The sequence below is a fragment of the Pseudomonas sp. 210_17 TE3656 genome, from assembly GCF_054821965.1.
In genome coordinates, this window is record NZ_JBTRBC010000001.1 from 2,853,458 (window position 1) to 2,877,481 (window position 24,024).

Genomic DNA, 24,024 nt, shown 5'->3' on the forward strand with positions numbered 1-24,024 from the left:
GCCATGATACCCATCTAGACTGGCGGCGTCCATCGCCACAATTTGCTGTGTTCGATTTTGCACACGCAGGGGGCTAGAGGTGACGTTGATCTGAAAAAGGTCGCCGTATAGCGCTTTTTGTTCTTTTTTTCGAACACCCTATTGTCCTTTTTCCTCGTTGCTCCTAGGATTCGTTTGAGATTTCAAACGCTATCCTTTTTCTACAATCAATAATTCGCGCCGTGTCTGTACGGTGCCGTTAAGGAAGCCGACATGCAGCTTAAAGACGCCCAGTTGTTCCGCCAGCAAGCCTTCATCGATGGCGTGTGGTTGGACGCGGACAATGGTCAGACCATCAAGGTCAACAACCCGGCCACCGGCGAGATCATCGGCACTGTGCCGAAGATGGGCGCGGCCGAAACCCGTCGCGCCATCGAGGCCGCCGACAAGGCGCTGCCGGCCTGGCGTGCACTGACCGCCAAAGAGCGTGCTGGCAAGCTGCGTCGTTGGTTCGAATTGATGATCGAGCACCAGGACGACCTGGCCCGCCTGATGACCACCGAGCAAGGCAAGCCACTGGCTGAAGCCAAAGGCGAGATCGCCTACGCCGCTTCCTTTATTGAGTGGTTCGCTGAAGAAGCCAAGCGCGTTTACGGTGACACCATTCCTGGCCACCAGCCAGACAAGCGCCTGATCGTGATCAAGCAGCCAATCGGTGTAACCGCAGCGATCACCCCGTGGAACTTCCCGGCGGCGATGATCACCCGTAAAGCCGGCCCGGCCCTGGCCGCTGGCTGCACCATGGTCCTCAAGCCTGCTTCGCAAACCCCGTACTCGGCTCTGGCCCTGGTTGAGCTGGCCACCCGCGCCGGTATCCCGGCTGGCGTGCTGAGCGTGGTGACCGGCAGCGCCGGCGACATCGGCAGCGAGCTGACCGGCAACCCGATCGTGCGCAAGCTGTCGTTCACCGGCTCGACCGAAATCGGTCGCCAGCTGATGGCCGAATGCGCCAAGGACATCAAGAAAGTTTCCCTGGAGCTGGGCGGTAACGCACCGTTCATCGTATTCGACGACGCTGACCTGGATAAGGCCGTCGAAGGCGCGATCATCTCCAAGTACCGCAACAACGGCCAGACCTGCGTCTGCGCCAACCGTATCTACGTTCAGGACGGCGTCTACGATGCCTTCGCCGAGAAGCTCAAGGCCGCTGTGGCCAAGCTGAAAATCGGTAACGGCCTGGAAGACGGCACCACCACCGGTCCGCTGATCGATGGCAAAGCGGTCGCCAAGGTTCAGGAGCACATTGCTGACGCGGTCGGCAAAGGCGCTCAGGTACTGACCGGCGGCAAGCTGATCGAAGGCAACTTCTTCGAGCCGACCGTTCTGGTCAACGTGCCGAACAACGCTGCAGTGGCCAAGGAAGAAACCTTCGGCCCGCTGGCGCCACTGTTCCGTTTCAAGGACGAGGCTGAAGTCATTGCCATGTCCAACGATACCGAGTTTGGTCTGGCCTCGTACTTCTATGCCCGTGATATGAGCCGTGTGTTCCGTGTTGCCGAAGCGCTGGAGTACGGCATGGTCGGTATCAACACCGGTCTGATCTCCAACGAAGTCTCGCCGTTCGGCGGTATCAAGGCCTCGGGCCTGGGCCGCGAAGGTTCCAAGTACGGCATTGAGGACTACCTGGAAATCAAATACCTGTGCATCAGCATCTGATCGCAGCGTAAGGCTTTACCTCTGCCAGCGAGGCGCGAGAGCGACGTCTCGCTGGCCTTTTTACACCGTACACCCAGTGGCCTGGGCCCCTGCAGCAGTCGATCAACGCATGCTGCCAGCAGTTGAATACCGGCCACTCTGACTTGAATCGCGCCACCTTGTGTGTGGCGAATTGAGGACATTATGAGCAACAAGACCAACGAATCTTTGATGCAACGCCGTGTCGCCGCCGTTCCACGCGGTGTTGGCCAGATCCACCCGATCTTCGCCGACTCGGCCAAGAACGCTACCGTTACCGACGTTGAAGGCCGTGAGTTCATCGACTTCGCCGGCGGTATCGCGGTACTGAACACTGGTCACGTGCACCCGAAGATCATCGCTGCCGTTGAAGCCCAACTGCACAAACTGACCCACACCTGCTTCCAGGTGCTGGCGTACGAACCGTACGTAGAAGTCTGCGAGAAGATCAACGCTCGCGTTCCTGGCGACTTCGCCAAGAAAACCCTGCTGGTCACCACCGGTTCCGAAGCCGTTGAGAACGCCATCAAGATCGCCCGTGCCGCTACTGGCCGTGCTGGCGTAATCGCCTTCACCGGCGCTTACCACGGCCGTACCATGATGACCCTGGGCCTGACCGGTAAAGTCGTGCCTTACTCGGCCGGCATGGGCCTGATGCCAGGCGGCATCTTCCGCGCGCTGTACCCGAACGAACTGCACGGCGTGAGCATCGATGACTCGATCGCTTCGATCGAGCGCATCTTCAAGAACGACGCCGAGCCACGCGACATCGCCGCGATCATCCTCGAGCCAGTTCAGGGCGAAGGCGGTTTCTACGTTGCGCCTAAAGAATTCATGAAGCGTCTGCGCGCCCTGTGCGACCAGCACGGCATCCTGCTGATCGCTGACGAAGTGCAGACCGGCGCTGGCCGTACCGGCACCTTCTTCGCCATGGAGCAGATGGGCGTTGCCCCAGACCTGACCACCTTCGCCAAATCCATCGCCGGTGGCTTCCCGCTGGCCGGTGTCTGCGGCAAGGCTGAATACATGGACGCTATCGCCCCGGGCGGCCTGGGCGGCACCTACGCCGGTAGCCCGATCGCTTGCGCCGCGGCCCTGGCCGTGATGGAAGTGTTCGAAGAAGAGAAACTGCTGGAGCGTAGCCAGGCTGTTGGCGAGCGTCTGGTTGCTGGCCTGCGCAAGATCCAGGACAAGCACCCGATCATCGGTGACGTGCGTGCCCTGGGCTCGATGATCGCTGTTGAAGTGTTCGACAAGGCCGGTTCCCACACCCCTAACGCTGCTGCCGTTGCTTCGGTTGTAGCCAAGGCGCGTGACAAGGGTCTGATCCTGCTGTCGTGCGGCACCTACGGCAACGTCCTGCGTATCCTGGTTCCGCTGACCTCGCCTGATGAGCAACTGGACAAAGGTCTGGCAATCATCGAAGAGTGCTTCGCAGAACTCGCGTAAACTGTGACGCAGTAGAAGAAAAGCCCGCTTCGGCGGGTTTTTTTTCGACTACAGGAACGCAAGACGGCTAAGGTTGCCAGCAAGGAGAGATCTTGGAAGGTGCGCAGGATTGCGCGTCGTGAATTATCGGAGAGCCGCGTATGAGCACTGCCAACCCACCTACAGCACCTTGTGTGTTGATTGCCGAAGGCGACCCTTGGGTACGGGAGATGCTCAGCCAGATGCTGCTCAGCGTGCGTTGCGATGCACGGGTGCAGGTCTGTGCCGATGGCTCCCAGGCGCTGGCGGCGCTGTCGTGCCAGCCTGACCTGATCATTGCTGCGCGTGAACTGCCTGGCGGTGACGGTCTGGATCTGCTGCGCAATGTGCGCGCCAAGCAGCGTCAACCGGCGCTGCCGTTCATTCTCATGAGTAATCGCAGCGACAGCGCCAGCGTGCGCGAAGCCTTGCCGTTCGCACCTACGGCTTACCTGAGCAAGCCCCTGAACATGGACGCCTTGCGTCATCGCCTGGAGGAGCTGCTGCTCAAGGTCGGTGAACAAATTGCCTGTCCGGTGCCGGCGCTGCAACCGGGTATGACCCTGACGCGTTTTCTCGAAGGGCGCCGGGCCACGGCCGATGGCGGTCCGTTGCTGGCCGATGTGCAGCAGGCCATCAAGCGCAGCCTGAACCCGCAGGGGCTCAACCTCAAAACGCTGGAAGAAGAGATCCGCAACGATCCGCAGGTGACGGCCGTGCTGATCGCTGCCGCCAACAGTGCTGCCTTGCACCGCGACGGCGCCGTGCAGACATTGCTGCAGGCGCTGAACAAGCTCGGGACCACGCAGAGCATGAACCTGATCCTGGGGCTGACGCTCAAGCGCAGCGCCAAGCTCAGTGACCCGTTGTTGTCGCAGCGGGCCCAGCACTTCTGGGAGCTGTCGCTGCACGCGGCCGAGTACGCCCGGGTGCTGGCGCGGATGCTCGAGCTGGATCAGGAGCGCTGTTACTGCGCCGGTCTGCTGCATTGTCTGGGTGACCTGGCGTTGCTGCGTTGCCTGCAGGAGTGGCGCTTATCCGGGGGCGAGCTGGATGAGGATGACATTGAGTTGTCGCTCAATGAATTTGGCGCGGCCTTCGGTTCGGCGTTACGCACTCGCTGGCGCTTGCCGCTGGAGCTGCGCGAACTGATCGCGGCGATCTACCAGCTGGGCGGCGGAGTGTATTCGCGTGAAGCGCTGGTGATGAACCTGGCTGGGCAGCTGGCGCGGTTGCCGGCGGATCAGGGGCTGGAGGCGTTGGCCGAGAGCAAGACGGCGCGGTTGCTTAAAGTGGGGATGGCGGAGTTGAGCAGGCTGCGTAAGGTTTGAGTTGGTATCGCGGGGCAAGCCCGCTCCCACCGGACACCGCTGTGGGAGCGGGCTTGCCCCGCGATGAGGCCTTCAGCCAATCACAATCTGATTCTTGCCCTGGCGCTTGGCCTGGTACATCGCCGCATCCGCCCGGGCAAACAGGCTGTCCAGCGATGAATCCACTTCACTGATGCCGGTCAGCCCCTGACTCACGGTCACGCCGAACACCTGTTGATCATGACTGAATTCCAGACACTGGATTTCCCGCTGCAAGCGCTCGGCGATCTGCTCGGCGACCTGTGGCGTACAGCCAGGGAACACCGCGGCAAACTCCTCACCACCGATGCGCCCGAACAGATCGCCACGGCGTAACACGGCCTTGCCGGTGTCGGCGATGCGCTGCAGCACATAGTCGCCTTCTTGATGACCATAGGTGTCGTTGATCTGCTTGAAGTCATCGATATCGAGCAGCAGGAAGGCCAGCGGCGTGTGATCCCGCCGTGCCGCTTCGAACGCTTCCTGAGCGCAGTCGAAGAAGTGCCGGCGGTTGCTGCTCTGGGTCAGGACATCCGTGGTTGCCAGCAGCTGCAGCTCGCCTTCGACGCGTTTCTTTTCGGTGATGTCTTCGGCCATGCCGACCACGATCAGCCGATGTTCGCTGTCGGTCTGCTGGTTGATAAAGCACTTGTCGCTGAGCCAGCGGACGTTGCCGTCGGCATCGATGATGCGGTACTCGCGGTCTTCCACGGCGCCTTTGACCAGCACTTCGGCCAGGCTGCGCTCGGCGTAGTCGAGGTCGTCAGGGTAGATGCTGTCGCGCCATTCATTGAAGTCGGCCAGCAGCAAGTGGGCCGGGCGGCCGAAGATTCGCTCGTAGGCGGGGCTGACATACAGCACCTGACGGGATTCCCAGTCGAACGCCCAGAGCACGGCATTGACGCTATCGAGCAACGAGCTGAACAGCTGTTCGCGCTCGCTCAGGCGCGCCACTTCGCCTTGGGCGTGCATCAGCGCCAGGAGGGCCTGGGCCAGTTCCGGGGGTTCATTGTGGGGTTGGGACGTCGGTTTCTTGTTGACCATTTGCGCGGAACTTCTCACACAGAGGCGGGCGGCCACGACCCGGCCCGCCACGCGGGCGTTATGCCTGTCAGAGTGAGAATAGGCGGTGAAGTTCCGGATGGCGCGCCCCGCGAAGGGCGCGCCGATCAACGGCGTCAGCTCGCTGCAGGACGCAGGGAGTAGGTTTTCAGCTGCGCCGCGAAGTCGCGCAGCGATTGAATACCGCTGGCCTCGGCCTCGTGTACCCAGTCTTTCATCGCCGCCAGCATGTCGTGGCCGTTGGCGCTGGTGCGTAGCCAGATTTGTTGCAGGGCCAGGCGTTTTTCGTAGATGGTCTTGAGCGCCTGGCTGTGTTCGAGCATGGTCTGGATGCGCAGGTGGTGACGGTCTTCCAGCAGGCTGGTTTCCCGCGACAACAGTCGCTTGGCGCGGCGGAACTGATGTCGCACCGAGTCATCGACCCGCGCCAGTTCCTGTTTGACCAGCGGCGCGATCACCAGCTTGCGGTACTGGGCCATGATCTGGAAGCGGTTGTTGAGGATCGCCATGGCGGTGTCCATGTCCAGCTGGCCCTTGCCTTCGACCCGATGGGCAATCGGCGCGACGCGCTGCACCTTGGCCAGACGCAGGAAGCAGAACAGCTTGATCCACGCCCAACCCATGTCGAACTCCCAGCGCTTGACCGACAGCTTGGCCGAGTTGGGGTAGGTGTGGTGGTTGTTGTGCAGCTCTTCGCCGCCGACGATGATGCCCCACGGCACCAGGTTGGTGGCGGCGTCGCGGCATTCGAAGTTGCGATAACCGACGGCATGGCCAAGGCCATTGATGACCCCGGCGGCCCAGAACGGTATCCACATCATCTGCACCGCCCAGATGGTGATGCCGATGGTGCCGAACAGCAGCAGATCGATGACCGCCATCAGGGCGATGCCACCCAGCTTGTAGCGCGAGTAGAGGTTGCGCTCGATCCAGTCTTCCGGGCAGTTCTTGCCGTAGATCCGCAGGGTTTCCGGGTTTTGTGCCTCTTCGCGGTACAGCTCGGCACCTTTGCGCAGGACGGTGGACAATCCCAGGATTACCGGGCTGTGCGGATCGTCGACGGTCTCGCATTTGGCGTGGTGCTTGCGGTGGATGGCTGTCCACTCGCGGGTGTTCTGCGCCGTGGTCAGCCACAGCCAGAAACGGAAAAAGTGCTTGAGCCCGGCGTTCAGTTCCAGCGAGCGGTGGGCTGAATAGCGGTGCAGGTAGACCGTGACACTGACGATGGTCACATGGGTCATGACCAGGGTAACTGCCAGCAGTTGCCAGGCCGACAAGTTGAGCAAACCTTGGTACCACATAGGCGAAAGGGCCCTCTAGAACATAAGGAACAGCGGGAAGCATTATCCCTGCACCGGCAAATAAAACCAGTCGGCCTTTTAGATAGGAGGTCACGGGATGTTTCTACCCTATAATCCCCCATTATTTTTTGTGGGCTTGTCAGGACCTTATGTCTGCTTCCATTCGAGACGCCATGCGCATGGCTGCGCTCTATCTGGTGTTGTCTGTGCTCTGGCTGGCACTGTCTGACCAATTATTGAGCAGTCTTTTCGATAATCCTCAGCAACTGGCCCGCTGGCAATTGCTCAGTGCCTATGTCTGGGTGCTATGCAGCGCCTTGCTGATCTTCACTTCCCGAGCCCGCCTGTTGAATTTCATCGGTGTCGGCGCACGCCTGCGCCGCGAAGACCGCGAGCGTCTGCGCATGGCCGCGGCGGTGTTCGACAGCACCCTTGAAGGCGTGCTGGTGACCGATCGAGACGGGGTGATCGTGCATGTGAACCGTGCGTTCATGCAGATCACCGGGTACGAAAAGGACGAGGTCATCGGTCAGCGGCCGAGCAAGTTCAAGTCCGGGCGGCATGGGCCGGTGTTCTATCAGGAGATCTACGCGACCCTGGCCGAAAAGGGCGAGTGGAGCGGCGAGATCTGGAACCGGCGCAAGAGTGGCGAGGTGTACCCGCAGTGGCAGACCATCTGCTCGATCCGCGATGACAGCGGCGAGCTCAGCCACTATGTGGCGGTGTTCAGCGATATCAGCGCGATCAAGCACAGCGAGCGCGAGCTGGCCTACCTGGCCCACCATGATCCACTCACCGACTTGCCTAACCGCCTGCTGTTCAACGACCGCGCCGAACAGGCGCTGGCCGCGGCCCAGGCCAACAAGCGCGGTTGTGCCCTGCTGTTGCTGGACCTGGACCATTTCCAGAGCATCAACGACGGCCTTGGGCACAATGTCGGTGATCAACTGCTCAAAGTGGTGGGCGAGCGTCTCAAGGCGCTGCTCGGTAGCGGCGTGACCCTGGCTCGCCTGGGTGGCGACGAGTTTGCCGTGCTCACCGAGCAATGCCCGCAAGTCGGCCAGGCCGCAGCACTGGCGCAAAATATCATTGATGCGATGAAGCAACCCTTTGAGTTCGATGAGCAGCGCCTGTTCGTCAGCGCCAGCATTGGTATCAGCCTGTTCCCCAGCGATGCCCTGAGCGCCGAGCAGCTGTTGCGCAATGCCGACTCGGCACTGTTCAAGGCCAAGGCTTGTGGGCGTGCCGGTTACGCGCTGTACACCGAAGAGCTGACGGCCCATGCCCAGCAGCGGGTCGAAACCGCTGGAGAGCTGCGCCGGGCGCTGGAGCAGGAAGAGTTGCGGGTCTATTACCAGCCGGTGCATGAGCTCAACAGCGGGGCGATGATTGGCGTCGAGGCGCTGGTGCGCTGGCAGCACCCACAGCGCGGGCTGGTGGCGCCCGGTGAGTTCATCCCGATTGCCGAACGCACCGGCCTGATTGCCGATATCGATACCTGGGTCTTGCGCCACGCCTGTGCACAGATGGTGCAATGGCAGGCCAGCGGGCGGCCGCTGCAGTTCGTGGCGGTGAACATTTCCAGTCGCCTGTTTGGTCATCGCGACCTTTATCAACAGGTGGCCAAGGTGCTGCATGAAACCGGCCTGGCCCCGGCGATGCTGGAGCTGGAAGTGACCGAAAGTGCGGTGATGGATGACCCCGAAGTCGCTCTGGAACAGTTGCACCGTTTACGTGAACTGGGGCTGCGCCTGGCCATCGATGACTTTGGCACGGGGTACTCTTCGCTGTTGCGGCTCAAGCGGTTGCCGGTGCAAAAGCTCAAGATCGATCAGGGCTTTGTCGCTGGTTTGCCGTGGGATGAAGACGATGCGGCGATCGTCCGGGTGATCATTGCCCTGGGCAAAAGCATGGGTATGCAGGTCCTTGCCGAAGGTATCGAGCAGGCCGAGCAAGCGCAGTTTCTGCTCGAACATGAGTGCCAGCTGGGGCAGGGGTACTGGTTTGGACGGCCGGTTCCGGCGCAGCAATTGCGCTGGGTCTGAGGGCCTCATCGCCGGCAAGGCCGGCTCCCACAATATCCACCTGTGGGAGCCGGCCTTGCCGGCGATGCTTTGTGATTCTGGTTATATAAAAATTCTTAAATAGTATTTTTAAGAATATTCAACGCCCCCTAAGATTGCCCTCAAGCCAGGCGCAGTCGCTCCCTTTCACGCAACTGCACGGCATCCCTTATTCACAGGAGCACGAGCATGAGCGCATCTCTGCGTAGCGTTGACGGTCAGGACGAAGCCACCATTCTGCGCGAAATCCAGAGCGCTCTGCGCGATCTGCGCTTTGGTGCGGTGGAAATCACCGTACACAACGCCCAGGTCGTGCAGATCGAACGCAAGGAAAAGTTCCGCCTGCAGAACCCCGGCAACAAGCCCAGCTGATAACCCTAATTAGAAAAAAATAGCCAATCGGGAGCTTCACCATGTCCATCCGCCGTTATGCCCTGGCTGCACTCGCCAGCGCCGTGTTTGCCGGTTCCGCCATCGCCAAGGACTACGAGTTGCTGAACGTGTCCTACGATCCGACCCGGGAGCTGTACCAGCAGTACAACGCCGAGTTCATCAAGCACTGGCAGCAGGCTCATCCGGACGACAAAGTGAAGATCCAGCAGTCCCATGGTGGTTCGGGCAAGCAGGCCCGGGCGGTGATCGACGGCTTGCGCGCCGACGTGGTGACCCTGGCCCTGGCCGGCGACATCGACGAGGTGGCCAAGCTTGGCAAGTCCCTGCCGGACACCTGGCAGACCCGTCTGCCGGAAGCCAGCACTCCGTACACCTCGACCATCGTCTTCCTGGTGCGCAAGGGCAACCCCAAAGGCATCAAGGACTGGGGCGATCTGATCAAGAAAGACGTCTCGGTCATCACCCCGAACCCGAAAACCTCCGGCGGTGCGCGCTGGAACTTCCTCGCCGCCTGGGCCTACGGACTGAAAGCCGGTGGCAGCGAAGCCAAGGCCCAGGAATACGTGAAGGAGTTGTTCAAGCACGTACCGGTACTCGATACCGGCGCCCGTGGCTCGACCATCACATTCGTCAACAACGGTCAGGGTGACGTGTTGCTGGCCTGGGAAAACGAAGCGTTCCTGGCCCTCAAGGAAGACGGTGGCAACGACAAGTTCGAAATCGTCGTGCCGTCGCTGTCGATCCTCGCCGAGCCGCCGGTGGCCGTGGTCGACAAGAATGCCGAGAAGAAGGGCAACGAAGCGATTGCCAAGGCCTATCTGGAACACCTGTACAGCCCGGCCGGGCAGAAAATCGCTGCAGAGAACTTCTACCGTCCGCGTGACGCAAAAGTTGCCGCCGAATACGCCAAGCAGTTCCCGAAACTGGATCTGGTAACTATCGACAAAGACTTCGGTGGCTGGAAAACTGCCCAACCCAAGTTTTTCAATGATGGTGGTGTGTTCGACCAGATCTACACGGCCCAGTGATCCATGGCCGTCAGGATAATCGCCGTTCAGTAGCCAGCATGGGCCCGGGATTCGTTCCGGGCTTCGTGCGTTCAACCAGGGACCTTTATGTCACGTCGTATCTCCCCCGTCATACCCGGCTTCGGGCTGACGCTGGGCTACACCTTGGTGTACCTCAGTCTGATTGTGCTCATACCGCTGGGGGCCATGTTCGTGCATGCCGCCCAGCTCACCTGGGAGCAGTTCTGGGCCATCATCAGTGCACCGCGCGTCCTCGCCGCACTCAAGCTGAGCTTCGGTACTGCCCTCTGCGCCGCCATCATCAACGGCATCATCGGTACGTTGCTGGCCTGGGTGCTGGTGCGCTACACCTTCCCGGGGCGCAAGATCATCGAGGCGATGATCGACCTGCCGTTCGCCCTGCCGACCGCCGTGGCCGGCATCGCCCTGACGGCGCTGTATGCGCCTGCGGGCCTGGTCGGCCAGTTCGCGACTGACCTGGGTTTCAAGATTGCCTACACCCCGTTGGGCATTACCCTGGCGCTGACCTTCGTGACCTTGCCGTTCGTGGTGCGTACGGTGCAGCCGGTACTGGCCGACATCCCTCGGGAAGTCGAAGAAGCCGCGGCCTGTCTGGGTGCCAAGCCCTTGCAGGTGTTCCGCTATGTACTGGTGCCGGCGCTGCTGCCCGCCTGGCTGACCGGTTTTGCCCTGGCCTTTGCCCGCGGTGTCGGTGAGTACGGCTCGGTGATTTTCATCGCCGGCAACATGCCGATGAAAACCGAGATCCTGCCGCTGCTGATCATGGTCAAACTCGATCAGTATGACTACACCGGCGCTACTGCCATCGGCGTGCTGATGCTGGTGGTTTCCTTCATCCTGTTGCTGCTGATCAACCTGCTGCAGCGGCGCATCGAAACCCCTTGAAGGAGGCCACGTCCATGTCTGCATCTACCCTTGGCGCGGCCGCTTCGGCCAACGCCGCCCGCCGTGGCAGCTCAACCTCGCGGCGAATCCTGATCAGTCTCGGCTGGTTGATCTTCGCCCTGTTCCTGCTGCTGCCGCTGGTTATCGTGGTGTCCCAGGGCCTGAAAATGGGCCTGGGAACATTCTTCGAAGCGATCTTCGAGGCTGACGCCTTGTCGGCCCTGAAGTTGACCCTGATCGCCGTGGCTATCTCGGTGCCACTGAACCTGGTGTTCGGTGTCAGCGCCGCCTGGTGCGTGAGCAAGTACAACTTCCGTGGCAAGAGCATCCTGGTGACGCTGATCGACCTGCCATTCTCGGTATCGCCGGTGATCGCAGGTCTGGTCTATGTGCTGATGTTCGGCGCCCAGGGCCTGTTCGGGCCGTGGCTGCAGGACCACGACATCCAGATCGTCTTCGCCTTGCCGGGCATTGTTCTGGCGACCATCTTCGTCACCGTGCCCTTCGTCGCCCGTGAACTGATCCCGCTGATGCAGGAGCAGGGCACTCAAGAGGAAGAGGCTGCGCGTTTGCTGGGCGCCAACGGCTGGCAGATGTTCTGGCACGTGACCCTGCCCAACATCAAATGGGGCCTGATCTACGGTGTGGTGCTGTGTACCGCGCGGGCGATGGGTGAGTTCGGTGCGGTGTCGGTGGTTTCCGGGCACATTCGCGGGGTGACCAACACCTTGCCGCTGCACGTCGAGATCCTCTACAACGAATACAACCACGTTGCGGCCTTCAGCGTCGCCAGCCTGTTGCTGATCCTGGCGCTCTTCATCCTGCTGCTCAAGCAGTGGAGCGAGAACCGTATTAACCGTCTGCGCCATAGCGCAGCGGAGGAATAATTCATGTCGATCGAAGTTCGTAACGTCAGCAAGCGCTTCAACGCTTTCCAGGCTCTGGACAGCATCAACCTGGATATCCACAGCGGTGAGCTGGTGGCGCTGCTCGGCCCGTCCGGCTGCGGTAAAACTACCCTGCTGCGGATCATCGCCGGGCTGGAAACCCCAGACCAGGGCAATATCGTTTTCCACGGTGAGGATGTTTCCGGTCACGATGTGCGTGATCGCAACGTCGGTTTCGTGTTCCAGCACTACGCCCTGTTCCGTCACATGAGCGTGTTTGACAACGTCGCTTTCGGTCTGCGCATGAAGCCCAAGGCCGAGCGGCCGAGCGAGAGCAAGATTGCCGAGAAGGTCCATGAGCTGTTGAACATGGTTCAGCTCGACTGGCTCAGCGACCGTTATCCCGAGCAGCTTTCCGGTGGTCAGCGCCAGCGTATCGCCCTGGCGCGCGCCCTGGCCGTTGAGCCCAAGGTGCTGCTGCTCGACGAGCCGTTCGGCGCCCTCGATGCCAAGGTGCGTAAAGAGCTGCGCCGCTGGCTGGCGCGCCTGCACGAAGATATCAACCTGACTTCGGTGTTCGTGACCCACGACCAGGAAGAGGCGATGGAAGTTGCCGACCGTATTGTGGTGATGAACAAAGGCGTGATCGAGCAGATCGGTTCGCCGGGCGAGGTGTACGAGAACCCGGCCAGTGATTTCGTTTACCACTTCCTCGGTGACTCCAACCGCCTGCACCTGAGCGAAGGCCACCACGTGCTGTTCCGGCCTCATGAAGTGTCGTTGTCGCGGCATGAAGTCGAGGGGCACCATGCGGCCGAAGTGCGTGATATCCGTCCGCTGGGCGCGACCACCCGGGTGACCCTGAAGGTTGAAGGGCAGAGCGAGCTGATCGAGGCTGAAGTGGTCAAGGACCATGACAGCCTGACCGGGTTGGCGCGTGGCGAGACTTTGTTCTTCAAACCCAAGGTCTGGCAGAAAGTCGCCAATATCTGAGTCATTCCTAATCGCGGGGCAAGCCCGCTCCCACAGGTTTTCACCAACCCTGTGGGAGCGGGCTTGCCCCGCGATCGTTTCCCCTCCCGTCCTGCAAGCCAAGCACCACAACCAGCACTGTGGCGGCTCGTTCGCGCCTGCGCGGCATATGCATTTTTCTCATAAAAAGTATCGGCCAAAGGCATTTGCCCTACCTCCGTTGCACTCCTTATAAAGGTCATCTCTTATTCGATAAATCTATTTCAACTAATAAATAAATAGCCAATAGGAATATGCATTCCTGGCCAGGAGCCGCCCATGAGCCCGACCCATCGCCTTGCACCTCTCTCTTCACGGCGACTCCAGCGTCTGCCCCTGGCCCTGCTGCTGGCCGGCAGTGCGCACTGGTTGCCAGCCCAGGCCGCCGAACCGCAACAGACTGCGGTGAAAGCCAGCGACAGCCAGCTCAAGACTGTCACCGTGACTGCCCGCCGTCGCGAGGAGAGTGCCCAGGACGTGCCGACACCGATGAGTGTGATCGATGGCCAGGCGCTGGAAACCCAGCGCGTGTACCGCATACAAGACCTGCAGCAACTGGTGCCGAGCGTTAACGTTGCCTACATGCATGCGCGCCAGTCCAGCGTGTCGATTCGCGGTCTGGGCAACAACCCGGCCAGTGATGGCCTGGAAGGCAGCGTTGGCCTGTACCTGGACAACGTCTACCTCGGCCGTCCGGGCATGGCGGTGTTCGACCTGATGGACATCGAGCAACTGGAAGTGCTGCGCGGTCCGCAAGGCACCCTGTTCGGCAAGAACACCACCGCCGGGGTGATCAACATCAGCACCCGGGCGCCGAGCTTTACCCCCGAGCGCAGCATCGAAACTTCGGTGGGCGAGGATGGCTACTTCCAGACCAAGGGCACCCTGTCCGGGCCCTTGAGCGAGACCCTGGCCGGGCGCATTTCGGCCTACCGCACCCGTAGCGACGGCGACATCAAGAACGAGTTCGACGGCCATACCCTCAATGGCGGTTCGCGCCAGGGCTTTCGTGGTCAGCTGCTGTACAAGCCCAGCGAGCAGTTCAACCTGCGCTGGATCGGCGACTACAACGAAGAGGATTCCAGTGCCGGCACGCGTTTGCTGTACAGCACCGGGCCGACCATCAATGGCGTCAATCGCTACGAAGCCCGGGCCAAAGCGGCAGGTGCCACGCTGATCGATGGCAGCACGCGCAAGGTCAACCTGGACAGTGATCAACAGGTCACGGTGTTCCAGGGCGGGACCTCGCTTGAGGCCAACTGGACCCTGGACAACGATTTCACCCTCACATCTGTCAGTTCCTACCGCTGGTGGGACTTCACCCCGCGCAACGACGAGGGCCTGAACGTGCCTGCGGCGTTCAACTCCGGGGTTTCGGTGCGCGACAAGCAGTACTCGCAGGAATTTCGTCTGGCGTCACCCACCGGTGGCTTCTTTGACTACGTACTGGGCGCCTATTACTTCGGTTCCGATCTGGATAACAAATCCTTCGTCTATTACGGTCCCCAGGCGGACATCTGGAATGGCACCCCGGCTGGTGCCCTGGCCAATGTCACTACGCTCGGCAAGGGCCATATCGAGACCGACAGCTTTGCCCTGTTCGGCCAAGGCACCTGGCACCTGACCGAGCGCCTGGACTTCACCGCCGGTATCCGTGGCACCTATGAAGAGAAAAGCGCCTGGGTCGATCGCGCAGCCCCCGTCGGCGGTGCTGCTGTCAGCGGCGCTGCGGCCGCTGTACGTCAGGGCCGGGTGGGGGCTTACGACTCGGGTGATCTGAACCAGTACACCTTCAGCCCCTCGGGCCTGCTCAACCTGAGCTATCGCTTTACCGATGATCTGCTCGGCTATGCCACCTTGTCCCATGGCGAGAAGTCCGGCGGCGTCAACCTGACGGTGGCGACCGCGCCGGTGGCCGGTGCCGACTCGCTGCTGATCGGTACCGAGCGCGCCAACAACGCCGAGCTGGGTCTGAAGAGCACCCTCTGGGATCGCCGTCTGCAGCTCAACGCCAACCTGTTCTGGACCGAAGTGCATGGCTACCAGACCAACGCCTACGACGAAGCCAACCGTGTGCAGTACCTGACCAACGCAGGTTCCGTGCGCTCGCGCGGGGTTGAAGTGGAGAGCACCCTGGTGCCGATCCGCGGCCTGACCTTGAACCTCAACGGCTCCTACAACGATGTGCGTTACCTGTCCTACAAAGACGCCCCGTGCGCCCCGGAAGTCGCCCTGCAGCCAGGGGCGCCCGCTTCCTGCGATCTCACCGGCCATCAGGTGGTCGGCGCCTCGAAATGGATCGGTAATGCCAACGGCCAGTACCAGTGGGATCTGGACAACGGCCTGCAGCCCTATGTCACCGCCAGCTATGCCTTCCGCTCCAAGGCAGTGGGCACGGTTGAGGACTCCGACTTCGCACAGATCCCCAGCTACGCCGTGGTCAACCTGTCCACCGGCTTGCGCGGCGATCTCGGTCAGGGCCAGTGGGACGTCTCGCTGTGGCTGAAAAACGCCTTCGACAAGACCTACTACACCACCCTCTGGAGCGCTGCCAACGGTGGTTATGAAGGCCTGGTGGGCACACCGAAAACCCTGGGCCTGACCGGTCGTTACGACTTCTGAGAACGGTTTTTCGATGCCTGCCCTGAATACTTTTCATGCGCGGCAGGCATCGGCAATCCGGCGATTGGCCCAAGCCCTTGAATGGTGCGGGGTAGAGCGAGAGGTCGGTCTTTGTTATTCATTTAAGTTCTATATATAACTTTAAAAATTACTTTAAGAAATAAGCCGGCAACAGTGATGATCCACACAGCGAAGGCAAATGAGCTGCCTTCGGTGAAACACATAGCGACCCCAGGAGTTGATCAATGGGTAATGTCCAGACCGCTGCCACCGCGCTTGATGTGCTTTGGCGCCAGACGCCGAGCGGCGAGCTGGTCGATCTCGGCCGACCGCACCGTGTCCCCTTGGCGCACCAACGTCTTCAGCGCACGCCGAAAAGCGCCTTGGGGCGCCGGGAAAAAATCCTCTTGGGGGTTTTCGCCCTGGTTCTGCACGGTGGCGTTGCCTACTGGCTCAGCCAGACGCCAACGCCGGTGCTGCCGGTGGTGCCGCCGGAAATTCCACCAATGACCATCGAGTTTTCGCAGCCAGCGCCGCCCGTAGTCGAGCCACCACCGCCTGCGCCACCACCTGCCGTGGTCGCGCCACCGCCACCGGTGGTCGATGAGCTGGCGGCAAAACCTGCACCCAAGCCGCTACCCAAACCCAAGCCTGTGGCAAAACCCGTGGCCAAGCCGCAGCCCAAGGCGGTCGAACAGCCTCCCGCGCCACCGCAACCGGTTGCCGCACCGACGCCGCCTGCGCCTGCTCCGGTGACACCGGCCTCGGCCAGCGCCGGGTACCTGAAGAATCCGGCCCCGGAGTACCCGGCGCTGGCCCACCGGCGCGGCTGGGAAGGCACGGTGATGTTGCGCGTGCATGTCCTGGCCAGCGGCAAACCCGGTGAGATTCAGCTGCAAAAAAGCAGTGGCCGCCAGCAGCTCGACGACGCCGCCCTGGCCGCGGTCAAGCGCTGGAGCTTCGTTCCGGCCAAGCAGGGTGAGGTGGCCGTGGACGGCTGGGTCAGCGTGCCGATCGAATTCAAGATCCACTAATTCGCGCTAACAGAGAGAGTATTGATCATGACGTTATTGGCATCCCCCCTCGAATCCATCGAAAGCGCGGTGATCTGGCTGCTGGTGGGCTTCTCTGTCATCACCTGGGGTTTGGCCCTGATCAAAGGTGTGCAGTTTGTGCGCTTGAAAAACCAGGACAAACGCTTTCACAAGCAGTTCTGGGCGGCCTCCAGCCTGGATGCTGCTGCAGAACTGAGCGAAACCCAACCAGGCGCTGCCGCCCGGGTGGCCCAGGCCGGTTACGCCGCCATTGCCGTCGGCGAGCCTGGTCAGGCCAGCGACCTGAGCCAGGCCATCAACCATCAGGACCGCCTGGAGCGCGCCTTGCGCCAGCAGATCGTGCGTGAGCGGCGCTCGCTGGAAACCGGCCTGGCGGTGGTTGCCAGTATCGGCAGTACCTCGCCTTTCATCGGTCTGTTCGGTACGGTCTGGGGCATCATGGAAGCCCTCAAGGGCATCAGCGCGGCGGGTTCCGCCAGTCTTGAAACCGTTGCCGGTCCTATCGGTGCGGCGCTGGTCGCCACCGGTGTGGGGATCGCCGTCGCGGTGCCGGCGGTGCTGGTTTACAACTACTTCCTGCGGCGCCTGAAGCTGACCGCTGCCGACCTCGATGACTTCGCTCACGACTTCTACAGCCTGGCGCAGAAGAGTGCCTTCCGCGTGCTGGTGCACCCGGCGGCCTACAAGCCGGCCAGCAGTACCGCGCAAAAAGTGAAGGAGGCTTCCTGATATGGCCTTCTCGACCCAGGACAGTGACGAAGTACTCAGCGAGATCAACGTGACCCCGCTGGTCGATGTGATGCTGGTGTTGCTGGTGGTGTTCATCGTCACCGCACCGCTGCTGACCAACGCCATCCCGATCAACCTGCCGAAGACCGAAGCCGTGGCGCCGGTGGAGCAGAAAGACCCGTTGGTGGTGAGCATCGATGGTGGCGGCAAACTGTTCATCAACAAGGATGAAATCCAGCCCGACCTGCTGGAAAACAGCCTGCAGAGCGCCAAGGCCAAGGATCCGGAACTGCGTGTGCAGCTGCAGGCCGACGATGGCGTGAATTATGGGGAAGTGGCGCGCGCCATGGCCTCGATAGAACGTGCGGGGATTACCAAGCTGTCGGTGATCACCGCCCGCTGAGCAACACCCTCAGGCAAGTCTTCGGGGGCCATTCCTGGGCAGGGGGTGGTCCCTTTTTTTATTTCTGTGGCTGGGCGGACTGTGATTTTGGTTATTAATAAATAGCTTCTTATTCCTTTACGAATATAACCACCTCCCTATACTTGGCCTCAAGCACGCAAACCCAGCAGGAGGCGTCCCCATGCGCAACACGTCGATCCGTTACCTGATTGTGCCGGGCTGGCAAGGTTCGCCAGAAGATCATTGGCAGAGTCATTGGCAGCAAGTGCTGCCCAACAGTGCGCGGGTCGAACAGCTCGACTGGGTGACGCCGCAGCGCCACGACTGGGTGGCGGCTCTGGAACAGGCAGTGGCCGCCGACGATTCGCCGGTGATCCTGATTGCCCACAGCCTGGGCTGCATCACCGTTGCCCATTGGGCTGCACAAGCCAGTGCCAGCCTGCTGCGTCGTGTGCGCGGCGCTTTGCTGGTAGCACCGGCCGATGTCGAGCGCCCGACCTGCTCGCCAGCCTTGCGCAACTTCGCGCCGATTGCCCAGCAGTTGTTGCCGTTCCCGAGCCAGGTGGTCAGCTCTGACAACGATCCGGCAATCAGTGCTCCACGCGCCATGCAACTGGCGCGAGCCTGGGGCGCCGAGGTGGGTTTTCTGGCCGGGGCCGGGCATATCAACGTCAAGTCCGGGCATCGCCGCTGGGAGCAGGGCTTCGCCTACCTGTACCGCCTGCAGAACCGTCTGGAACAACACGCCCTTCGCCGCGCCTGAACCCCAGGCGCTGACCTTATCCTGATCCAACGCCCGGCCCCAGGTGCTTCGGGCGGGAGTTTGCCATGAGTAATCACGACACCTTCGGTCAGCCGCTGCTGACCTTCCCTGAGCTGGACAAGAGCCCGCTGAGCATCCGCGCCAAGGCGCTGGTGTTCGTCGACCCGCGCTCGCGGCAATTGCGTGAGGAGCTGGAATTGCTGGCGCCGTTGGCGCTACCAGTGCTAATCCGCGGCGAGACCGGTACCGGCAAGGAGCTGCTGGCCCGGCAGATTCATCGCGCCAGTGATCGCGCCGGCCTGTTCGTTTCGGTCAACTGCGCGGCGATCAGCCCGACCTACGCCGATGCCGAGCTGTTCGGCTACAGCGCCGGTGCTCACAGTGGTGCTGCGAGCAGCCGGGCCGGCTGGTTCGGCTCGGCCAATGGCGGCACCCTGTACCTGGACGAAATCGCTGACTTGCCGCTGGCGATTCAGGCGAAGTTGCTCGCTGCCCTGGAAAACCGTGAAGTCACCCGGGTTGGCGCCCAGCAACCCAACCCAGTCGATGTGCGTCTGGTCGCAGCGTCGAGTATCGACCTGGGCGAGGCGGTCAGCGCCGGCAAGTTCCATGAGCGGCTTTACCACTATCTACGCGAAGGGCATCTGGAGCTGCCAGCCTTGCGCGAGCGGGTCGGCGATATCCTGCCGCTGGCCGAGTATTTCGTCGGTATCTACAGCCCGCGGCTGAACCTGCCGGTGCCGTTGATCAGTGAGGCCGCCCAGCGTGTGCTGGAGTTTCATAGCTGGCCGGGCAACACCCGAGAACTGGAGAACGTCATTCACTTTGCGTTGTTGGTCAGCAGTGGCGAAGAGATTCTGCCCCGGCACTTGAACCTGCCAACGCCGCTGCAAGCCCTGGCCAGTCAGCTTGATCAGCTGTGCCAGCGGGCGCTTGCCGATGAGCGCAGTGCCCTGCAGGGCCTGCTGGAACAGGCTTTGTTGCGTCTGGCGCAAGGCGCCGGGTAATCCGGCGCAGCTTCGTGGTTAAAATGGAATAAGCAGCGAAATAAAAGATATTGTTCCGGTATAAAAAATCTCGGTATTGTCCGTTCCAAGCCAGCTAGCAAATGGCTGGCAACCTGATTTGCCGTCGACCGATGGCCCTGTATTCGAATAAGGACTGCGCATGAAAAAGGCTCTGTTGTTCACTGCTCTGGCGGCCGCTCTGTCGGTTGCAGGTTTCGCCCACGCCGGCGAGAAACTGGTGGTTGCCGCCACCCCGGTGCCCCACGCTGAAATCCTTGAGCTGATCAAGCCGACCCTGGCCAAAGAAGGTGTAGACCTTGAGATCAAGGTGTTCACCGACTATGTGCAGCCTAACGTGCAGGTCGACCAGAAGCGTCTGGATGCCAACTACTTCCAGACCCTGCCGTACCTGAAGAACTTCAACGAGGGTAAAGGCACTCACCTGGAAACGGTCATCGGCGTCCACGTCGAGCCTTTCGGTGGCTACTCGAAGAAGGTTAAAAGCCTGAGCGAGCTGAAAGACGGCGCTACCGTTGCCATCCCTAACGAAGGCAGCAACAGCGGTCGTGCCCTGCTGCTGTTGCAGAAGGCTGGCCTGATCACCCTGAAGGATCCGAAGAACGCCCTGGCAACGCCGAAAGACATTGCCGAGAACCCGAAGAAGCTGAAGTTCCGCGAGCTTGAGTCGGCCATGCTGCCACGTGTCCTGGACCAGGTTGACCTGGACATGATCAACACCAACTATGCACTGGAAGCCGGTCTGAACCCGGCCAAAGACGCCCTGGTAATCGAAGGTTCCGATTCGCCGTACGTGAACTTCCTGGTCGCCCGTCCAGACAACAAGGACAGCGACGCGATCCAGAAACTGGCCAAAGCCTTGACCAGCCCGGAGGTGAAAACCTTCATCGAGAAGAAATACAGCGGCGCGGTACTGCCGGCGTTCTAAGCAGCAACTGATACACCTCCTGTGGGAGCGGGCCTTGCCCCGCGATTGCAATGTGCCCTGACACAACGCGATCGCGGGGCAAGCCCGCTCCCACAGTTGCTTTATGCACAGGCATTTGCGGTTAGCTGTTTGGGTGATATCAATATGCAATAAAGGTATTTAAATATTTGTTTTTATACCTTTAGAGTCTTAGTCATTGTGCTCACCCGCACTGACAACCCCTGTGTAGAGCGGCCCGTTTACCCTCGGGCCGGTCCGAGATCCTCTCATGAGTTTCGATGTCGCTTTTATCCTCAGCACGCTACCGGCGTTTCTCAAAGCCGTCGGCGTTACCCTGCAGGTCGGCCTGATCGCCATTGCCACCTCACTGCTGGTGGCGCTGATCAACGCAGCAATCCTGGTCTACCGCACGCCCTACCTGCAGCGCCTGGTGCAGCTGTACGTGGAACTGGCGCGCAACACGCCGCTGCTGATCCAGCTGTTCTTCGTCTATTTCGCTTTGCCGAGCCTGGGCCTGAAAATCTCCGGCTTCGCTGCCGCGATCATCACCATGACCTTTCTTGGTGGTGCGTACCTGACCGAGGTACTGCGCGCCGGCGTCGAGGCGGTGCCACAGGCACAGCTGGAATCGGGCCGCTCGATCGGCCTGTCCGACGGCCAGCTGCTGCGTTATGTGATTCTGCCTCAGGCCGGCATCCTCAGCTTGCCGTCGCTGTTTGCCAACTTCGTTTTCCTGCTCAAGGAAACCACGGTGGTCTCGGCGGTGGCGGTGCCGGAAATCCTCTACACCACCAAGAGCTACATCGCGCTGTACTACAAGACTTACGAGATGCTCGCGGTGCTGACGCTGATCTGTGTGTTGCTGTTCCTGCCATTGTCGCTGCTGCTCAGCCGCCTGGAACGGAGGCTGCAACATGGCCAGTTCGGGTCTTGAGTTGTTGCTGGTGTCCTTGCCGCAACTGGGCAAGGGTGCCGCGCAGACACTGGCGATCTCGGCGCTGGGGATTGTCTTCAGTACTTTCGGCGGCGTGCTCTACGGTGTGCTGGCGAGCCTGAACCTGCGCAGCCTGAATCTGCTGCTGCGGGTGTACCTGGAGCTGTTCCGGGCGATTCCGGTGCTGGTCTGGTTGTACCTGCTGTTCTTTGGCCTGCCGATTTTCTTTGCCCTGAGCATCCCCAGCTTCTGGTGCGCGGTGCTGGTGTTGTCGCTGTGGGGCGCCAGTGAAGTGGGCGAAGTGGTACGCGGCGCCTTGCGTTCTTTGCCCCGCGGCCAGCGTGAGGCCGGCCTGTCGATTGGCCTGTCTGCCTGGCAGCTGTATGGCTATGTACTGCTGCCGCAAGCACTCAAGCGCATGACCCCGCCGACCATCAACATCTACACGCGGATCATCAAGACCAGCTCGCTGGCGGTGCTGATCGGGGTGGTCGATGTCATCAAGGTCGGCCAGCAGATCATCGAGCGCACCTACGAGTCGGTGCTGATCTACGGCGCGCTGTTCCTGTTTTTCTTTTTTATCTGCTACCCGCTCTCGGCTGCTTCGCGCGCCCTTGAGCGCCGCTGGACACACGCATGAGTGCATTGATCGAGTTCAAGGGCTTCAACAAATTCTTCGGCGAGCAACAGGTGCTGAACAACATCGACCTGCAAGTGCGCAGCGGTGAAGTGGTGGTGATCCTCGGCCCCAGCGGTTGCGGCAAAAGCACCTTGCTGCGCTGCCTGAACGGCCTGGAAAGCGCCCACAGCGGCCACTTGCGCCTGGCCGGTGAAGAACTGCTCGAGCCGCGCACCGACTGGCGCCGGGTACGCCAGCGGGTGGGCATGGTGTTCCAGAGTTATCACCTGTTTGGCCACATGAGCGTGCTCGACAACCTGCTGCTGGGGCCGCTCAAGGTGCAGAAGCGCGAACGCCGTGAAGCCCTGGCCCAGGCCGAAGCGCTGCTGGCGCGGGTGGGCTTGCTGGACAAGCGCGACGCTTATCCGCGCCAGCTTTCCGGTGGCCAGCAGCAGCGCATCGCAATCGTTCGCTCATTGTGCATGAACCCTGAGGTGATGCTGTTCGACGAGGTCACCGCAGCCCTCGACCCGGAGATGGTCAAGGAAGTGCTGGAGGTGATCCAGGGCCTGGCCCGTGACGGCATGACCTTGCTCATCGTGACCCATGAAATGGCCTTCGCCCGCGCGGTGGCCGACCGCATCGTGTTCATGGAGGCCGGCAGGATCCTTGAACAGCGCGACCCCGAGAGCTTCTTTACGAACCCGCAGACCGCACGCGCGCAGCAGTTCCTGGAGAAATTCTCCTTCGTAGAAAGCCTGCCCAAAATGCCCGCAAAGGAACTGTCATGAAAACTGCCAAAACCTCGAAACTGCTGTTGTCCCTGTTCAGCCTGGCCCTGCTGGCCGGCTGCAACAAGGCGGAAGAACCCGCCAAGCCTGCTGGCGCAGGTGCGGCGCCAGCCACCAGCTACCTGGAAACCATCAAGGCCCGCGACAAGCTGATTGTCGGCGTGTTCACCGACAAGCCGCCGTTCGGCTTTGTCGACGAGAGCGGCCGCTATGTCGGCTTCGATACCGACATCGGCCGCCAGTTCGCCAAGTCGCTGCTCGGCGACGAGAACAAGGTCGAGTTCGTTGCGGTTGAGCCGGCCAGCCGCATCCCGTTCCTGCAAAGCGACAAGGTCGATCTGATCCTCGCCAACATGACCGTGACGCCGGAACGCAAGGAAGCGGTGGAGTTCACCAACCCCAACCTGCGCGTCGCGGTCCAGGCCCTGGTGCCTGAAGGCAGCAGTGTGAAAAAACTCGATGACCTGGCCGACAAGACCACCATCGTCACCACCGGTACCACCGCCGATATCTGGCTGACCAAGAATCACCCGGACTGGAAGCTGCTCAAGTTCGAGAAGAACTCCGAGTCGCTGCAAGCACTGGCCAATGGTCGTGGTGATGCCTATGCCCAGGACAACCTGATCCTGTTCAGCTGGTCGAAGCAGAATCCGGGATACCGCGTGTTGGCCGAGAAGCTGGGCGAAGAAGCGCCGATTGCACCGGCTGTGAAGAAGGGCAATATCGAGCTGCGTGACTGGGTCAACGCTGAACTGGCGCGCCTGGGTGAGCAGAAGTACCTGCTCAAGCTGTATGACCAGTATGTGCGCAAAGAGCTGAGCGACGACACCAAGCCTGAGAGCGTGATTGTCGAAGGTGGTAAGTGGCAGGGCTGATCATCGCAGCCACCTGTAGGAGCGGATTTATCCGCGAAGGAGCGCAGCGCGCGCCCAAAGCAGGGACTGCCATGCAGTCCATCGCGGCGGTCCGGCGTCC

The 24,024-nt window shown here is 61.2% G+C and carries 22 protein-coding genes; 20 read left to right on the forward strand and 2 right to left on the reverse strand.

What is annotated here, in order from left to right:
• Window positions 1–252 precede the first annotated feature (252 nt).
• From gabD to ACVI9W_RS13335, 3 genes are all read left to right on the forward strand, one after another.
• Complete coding sequence (gabD, locus tag ACVI9W_RS13325; RefSeq protein WP_038605409.1) at window positions 253–1,695, forward strand: NADP-dependent succinate-semialdehyde dehydrogenase; 1,443 nt, start codon at window positions 253–255, stop codon at window positions 1,693–1,695.
• Window positions 1,696–1,878: 183 nt separating this feature from the next.
• Window positions 1,879–3,162, forward strand: a complete 1,284-nt coding sequence (gabT, locus tag ACVI9W_RS13330; RefSeq protein WP_461530237.1) for a 4-aminobutyrate--2-oxoglutarate transaminase — start codon at window positions 1,879–1,881, stop codon at window positions 3,160–3,162.
• A 140-nt stretch (window positions 3,163–3,302) separates the two neighbouring features.
• Window positions 3,303–4,511, forward strand: coding sequence for an HDOD domain-containing protein (locus tag ACVI9W_RS13335; protein ID WP_461530238.1), 1,209 nt, complete (start codon window positions 3,303–3,305; stop codon window positions 4,509–4,511).
• Window positions 4,512–4,583: 72 nt separating this feature from the next.
• Here ACVI9W_RS13335 and ACVI9W_RS13340 read toward each other — a convergent pair whose 3' ends face one another.
• Complete coding sequence (locus tag ACVI9W_RS13340; RefSeq protein WP_461530239.1) at window positions 4,584–5,573, reverse strand: GGDEF domain-containing protein; 990 nt, start codon at window positions 5,571–5,573, stop codon at window positions 4,584–4,586.
• A gap of 134 nt (window positions 5,574–5,707) precedes the next feature.
• On the reverse strand, window positions 5,708–6,892 hold the full coding sequence (gene desA, locus ACVI9W_RS13345) for a delta-9 fatty acid desaturase DesA (protein WP_274296329.1): 1,185 nt from the start codon (window positions 6,890–6,892) through the stop codon (window positions 5,708–5,710).
• Between the two features lie 149 nt (window positions 6,893–7,041).
• On the opposite strand from desA, the gene dibA reads away from it, so the two are divergent.
• From dibA to ACVI9W_RS13430, 17 genes are all read left to right on the forward strand, one after another.
• Window positions 7,042–8,937, forward strand: a complete 1,896-nt coding sequence (gene dibA / locus ACVI9W_RS13350; RefSeq protein ID WP_461530240.1) for a phosphodiesterase DibA — start codon at window positions 7,042–7,044, stop codon at window positions 8,935–8,937.
• Between the two features lie 207 nt (window positions 8,938–9,144).
• Window positions 9,145–9,327 (forward strand): sulfur starvation response protein OscA, encoded by a 183-nt coding sequence (oscA, locus tag ACVI9W_RS13355; protein WP_007941032.1) that lies wholly within the window; start codon window positions 9,145–9,147, stop codon window positions 9,325–9,327.
• Window positions 9,328–9,368: 41 nt separating this feature from the next.
• Window positions 9,369–10,376: a sulfate ABC transporter substrate-binding protein gene (locus tag ACVI9W_RS13360; RefSeq protein ID WP_157190730.1), complete on the forward strand. Its 1,008-nt coding sequence runs from the start codon at window positions 9,369–9,371 to the stop codon at window positions 10,374–10,376.
• Window positions 10,377–10,463: 87 nt separating this feature from the next.
• The gene (cysT, locus tag ACVI9W_RS13365) at window positions 10,464–11,282 is read left to right on the forward strand and encodes a sulfate ABC transporter permease subunit CysT (RefSeq protein ID WP_461530241.1); all 819 of its coding nucleotides are present in this window, start codon (window positions 10,464–10,466) and stop codon (window positions 11,280–11,282) included.
• 14 nt (window positions 11,283–11,296) lie between these two features.
• Window positions 11,297–12,169 (forward strand): sulfate ABC transporter permease subunit CysW, encoded by an 873-nt coding sequence (gene cysW / locus ACVI9W_RS13370; RefSeq protein WP_038605430.1) that lies wholly within the window; start codon window positions 11,297–11,299, stop codon window positions 12,167–12,169.
• 3 nt (window positions 12,170–12,172) lie between these two features.
• Window positions 12,173–13,162 carry a sulfate/molybdate ABC transporter ATP-binding protein gene (locus ACVI9W_RS13375; RefSeq protein ID WP_461530242.1) on the forward strand — a complete coding sequence of 330 codons (990 nt, stop codon included), beginning with the start codon at window positions 12,173–12,175 and terminating at the stop codon, window positions 13,160–13,162.
• A gap of 297 nt (window positions 13,163–13,459) precedes the next feature.
• Window positions 13,460–15,802 carry a TonB-dependent receptor gene (locus tag ACVI9W_RS13380; RefSeq protein WP_461530243.1) on the forward strand — a complete coding sequence of 781 codons (2,343 nt, stop codon included), beginning with the start codon at window positions 13,460–13,462 and terminating at the stop codon, window positions 15,800–15,802.
• A 245-nt stretch (window positions 15,803–16,047) separates the two neighbouring features.
• The gene (locus tag ACVI9W_RS13385) at window positions 16,048–16,836 is read left to right on the forward strand and encodes an energy transducer TonB (RefSeq protein ID WP_461530244.1); all 789 of its coding nucleotides are present in this window, start codon (window positions 16,048–16,050) and stop codon (window positions 16,834–16,836) included.
• A gap of 27 nt (window positions 16,837–16,863) precedes the next feature.
• On the forward strand, window positions 16,864–17,586 hold the full coding sequence (locus ACVI9W_RS13390) for a MotA/TolQ/ExbB proton channel family protein (RefSeq protein ID WP_461530245.1): 723 nt from the start codon (window positions 16,864–16,866) through the stop codon (window positions 17,584–17,586).
• Between the two features lies 1 nt (window position 17,587).
• A complete protein-coding gene (locus ACVI9W_RS13395; RefSeq protein ID WP_461530246.1) occupies window positions 17,588–17,989 on the forward strand; it encodes an ExbD/TolR family protein in 402 nt (133 codons plus the stop codon).
• Between the two features lie 181 nt (window positions 17,990–18,170).
• Window positions 18,171–18,752 carry an alpha/beta hydrolase gene (locus ACVI9W_RS13400; RefSeq protein WP_038605440.1) on the forward strand — a complete coding sequence of 194 codons (582 nt, stop codon included), beginning with the start codon at window positions 18,171–18,173 and terminating at the stop codon, window positions 18,750–18,752.
• 65 nt (window positions 18,753–18,817) lie between these two features.
• Window positions 18,818–19,759, forward strand: a complete 942-nt coding sequence (locus tag ACVI9W_RS13405; RefSeq protein ID WP_461530247.1) for a sigma 54-interacting transcriptional regulator — start codon at window positions 18,818–18,820, stop codon at window positions 19,757–19,759.
• 160 nt (window positions 19,760–19,919) lie between these two features.
• Window positions 19,920–20,705: a MetQ/NlpA family ABC transporter substrate-binding protein gene (locus ACVI9W_RS13410; RefSeq protein WP_038605448.1), complete on the forward strand. Its 786-nt coding sequence runs from the start codon at window positions 19,920–19,922 to the stop codon at window positions 20,703–20,705.
• A 268-nt stretch (window positions 20,706–20,973) separates the two neighbouring features.
• Window positions 20,974–21,639 carry an amino acid ABC transporter permease gene (locus ACVI9W_RS13415; RefSeq protein ID WP_157190738.1) on the forward strand — a complete coding sequence of 222 codons (666 nt, stop codon included), beginning with the start codon at window positions 20,974–20,976 and terminating at the stop codon, window positions 21,637–21,639.
• A complete protein-coding gene (locus ACVI9W_RS13420) occupies window positions 21,620–22,279 on the forward strand; it encodes an amino acid ABC transporter permease (RefSeq protein ID WP_038605454.1) in 660 nt (219 codons plus the stop codon). The genes ACVI9W_RS13415 and ACVI9W_RS13420 overlap by 20 nt, the downstream gene beginning before the upstream one ends.
• Window positions 22,276–23,049 (forward strand): amino acid ABC transporter ATP-binding protein, encoded by a 774-nt coding sequence (locus ACVI9W_RS13425; RefSeq protein WP_461530248.1) that lies wholly within the window; start codon window positions 22,276–22,278, stop codon window positions 23,047–23,049. The genes ACVI9W_RS13420 and ACVI9W_RS13425 overlap by 4 nt, the downstream gene beginning before the upstream one ends.
• On the forward strand, window positions 23,046–23,924 hold the full coding sequence (locus tag ACVI9W_RS13430; RefSeq protein WP_342623867.1) for a transporter substrate-binding domain-containing protein: 879 nt from the start codon (window positions 23,046–23,048) through the stop codon (window positions 23,922–23,924). The genes ACVI9W_RS13425 and ACVI9W_RS13430 overlap by 4 nt, the downstream gene beginning before the upstream one ends.
• Window positions 23,925–24,024 lie beyond the last annotated feature (100 nt).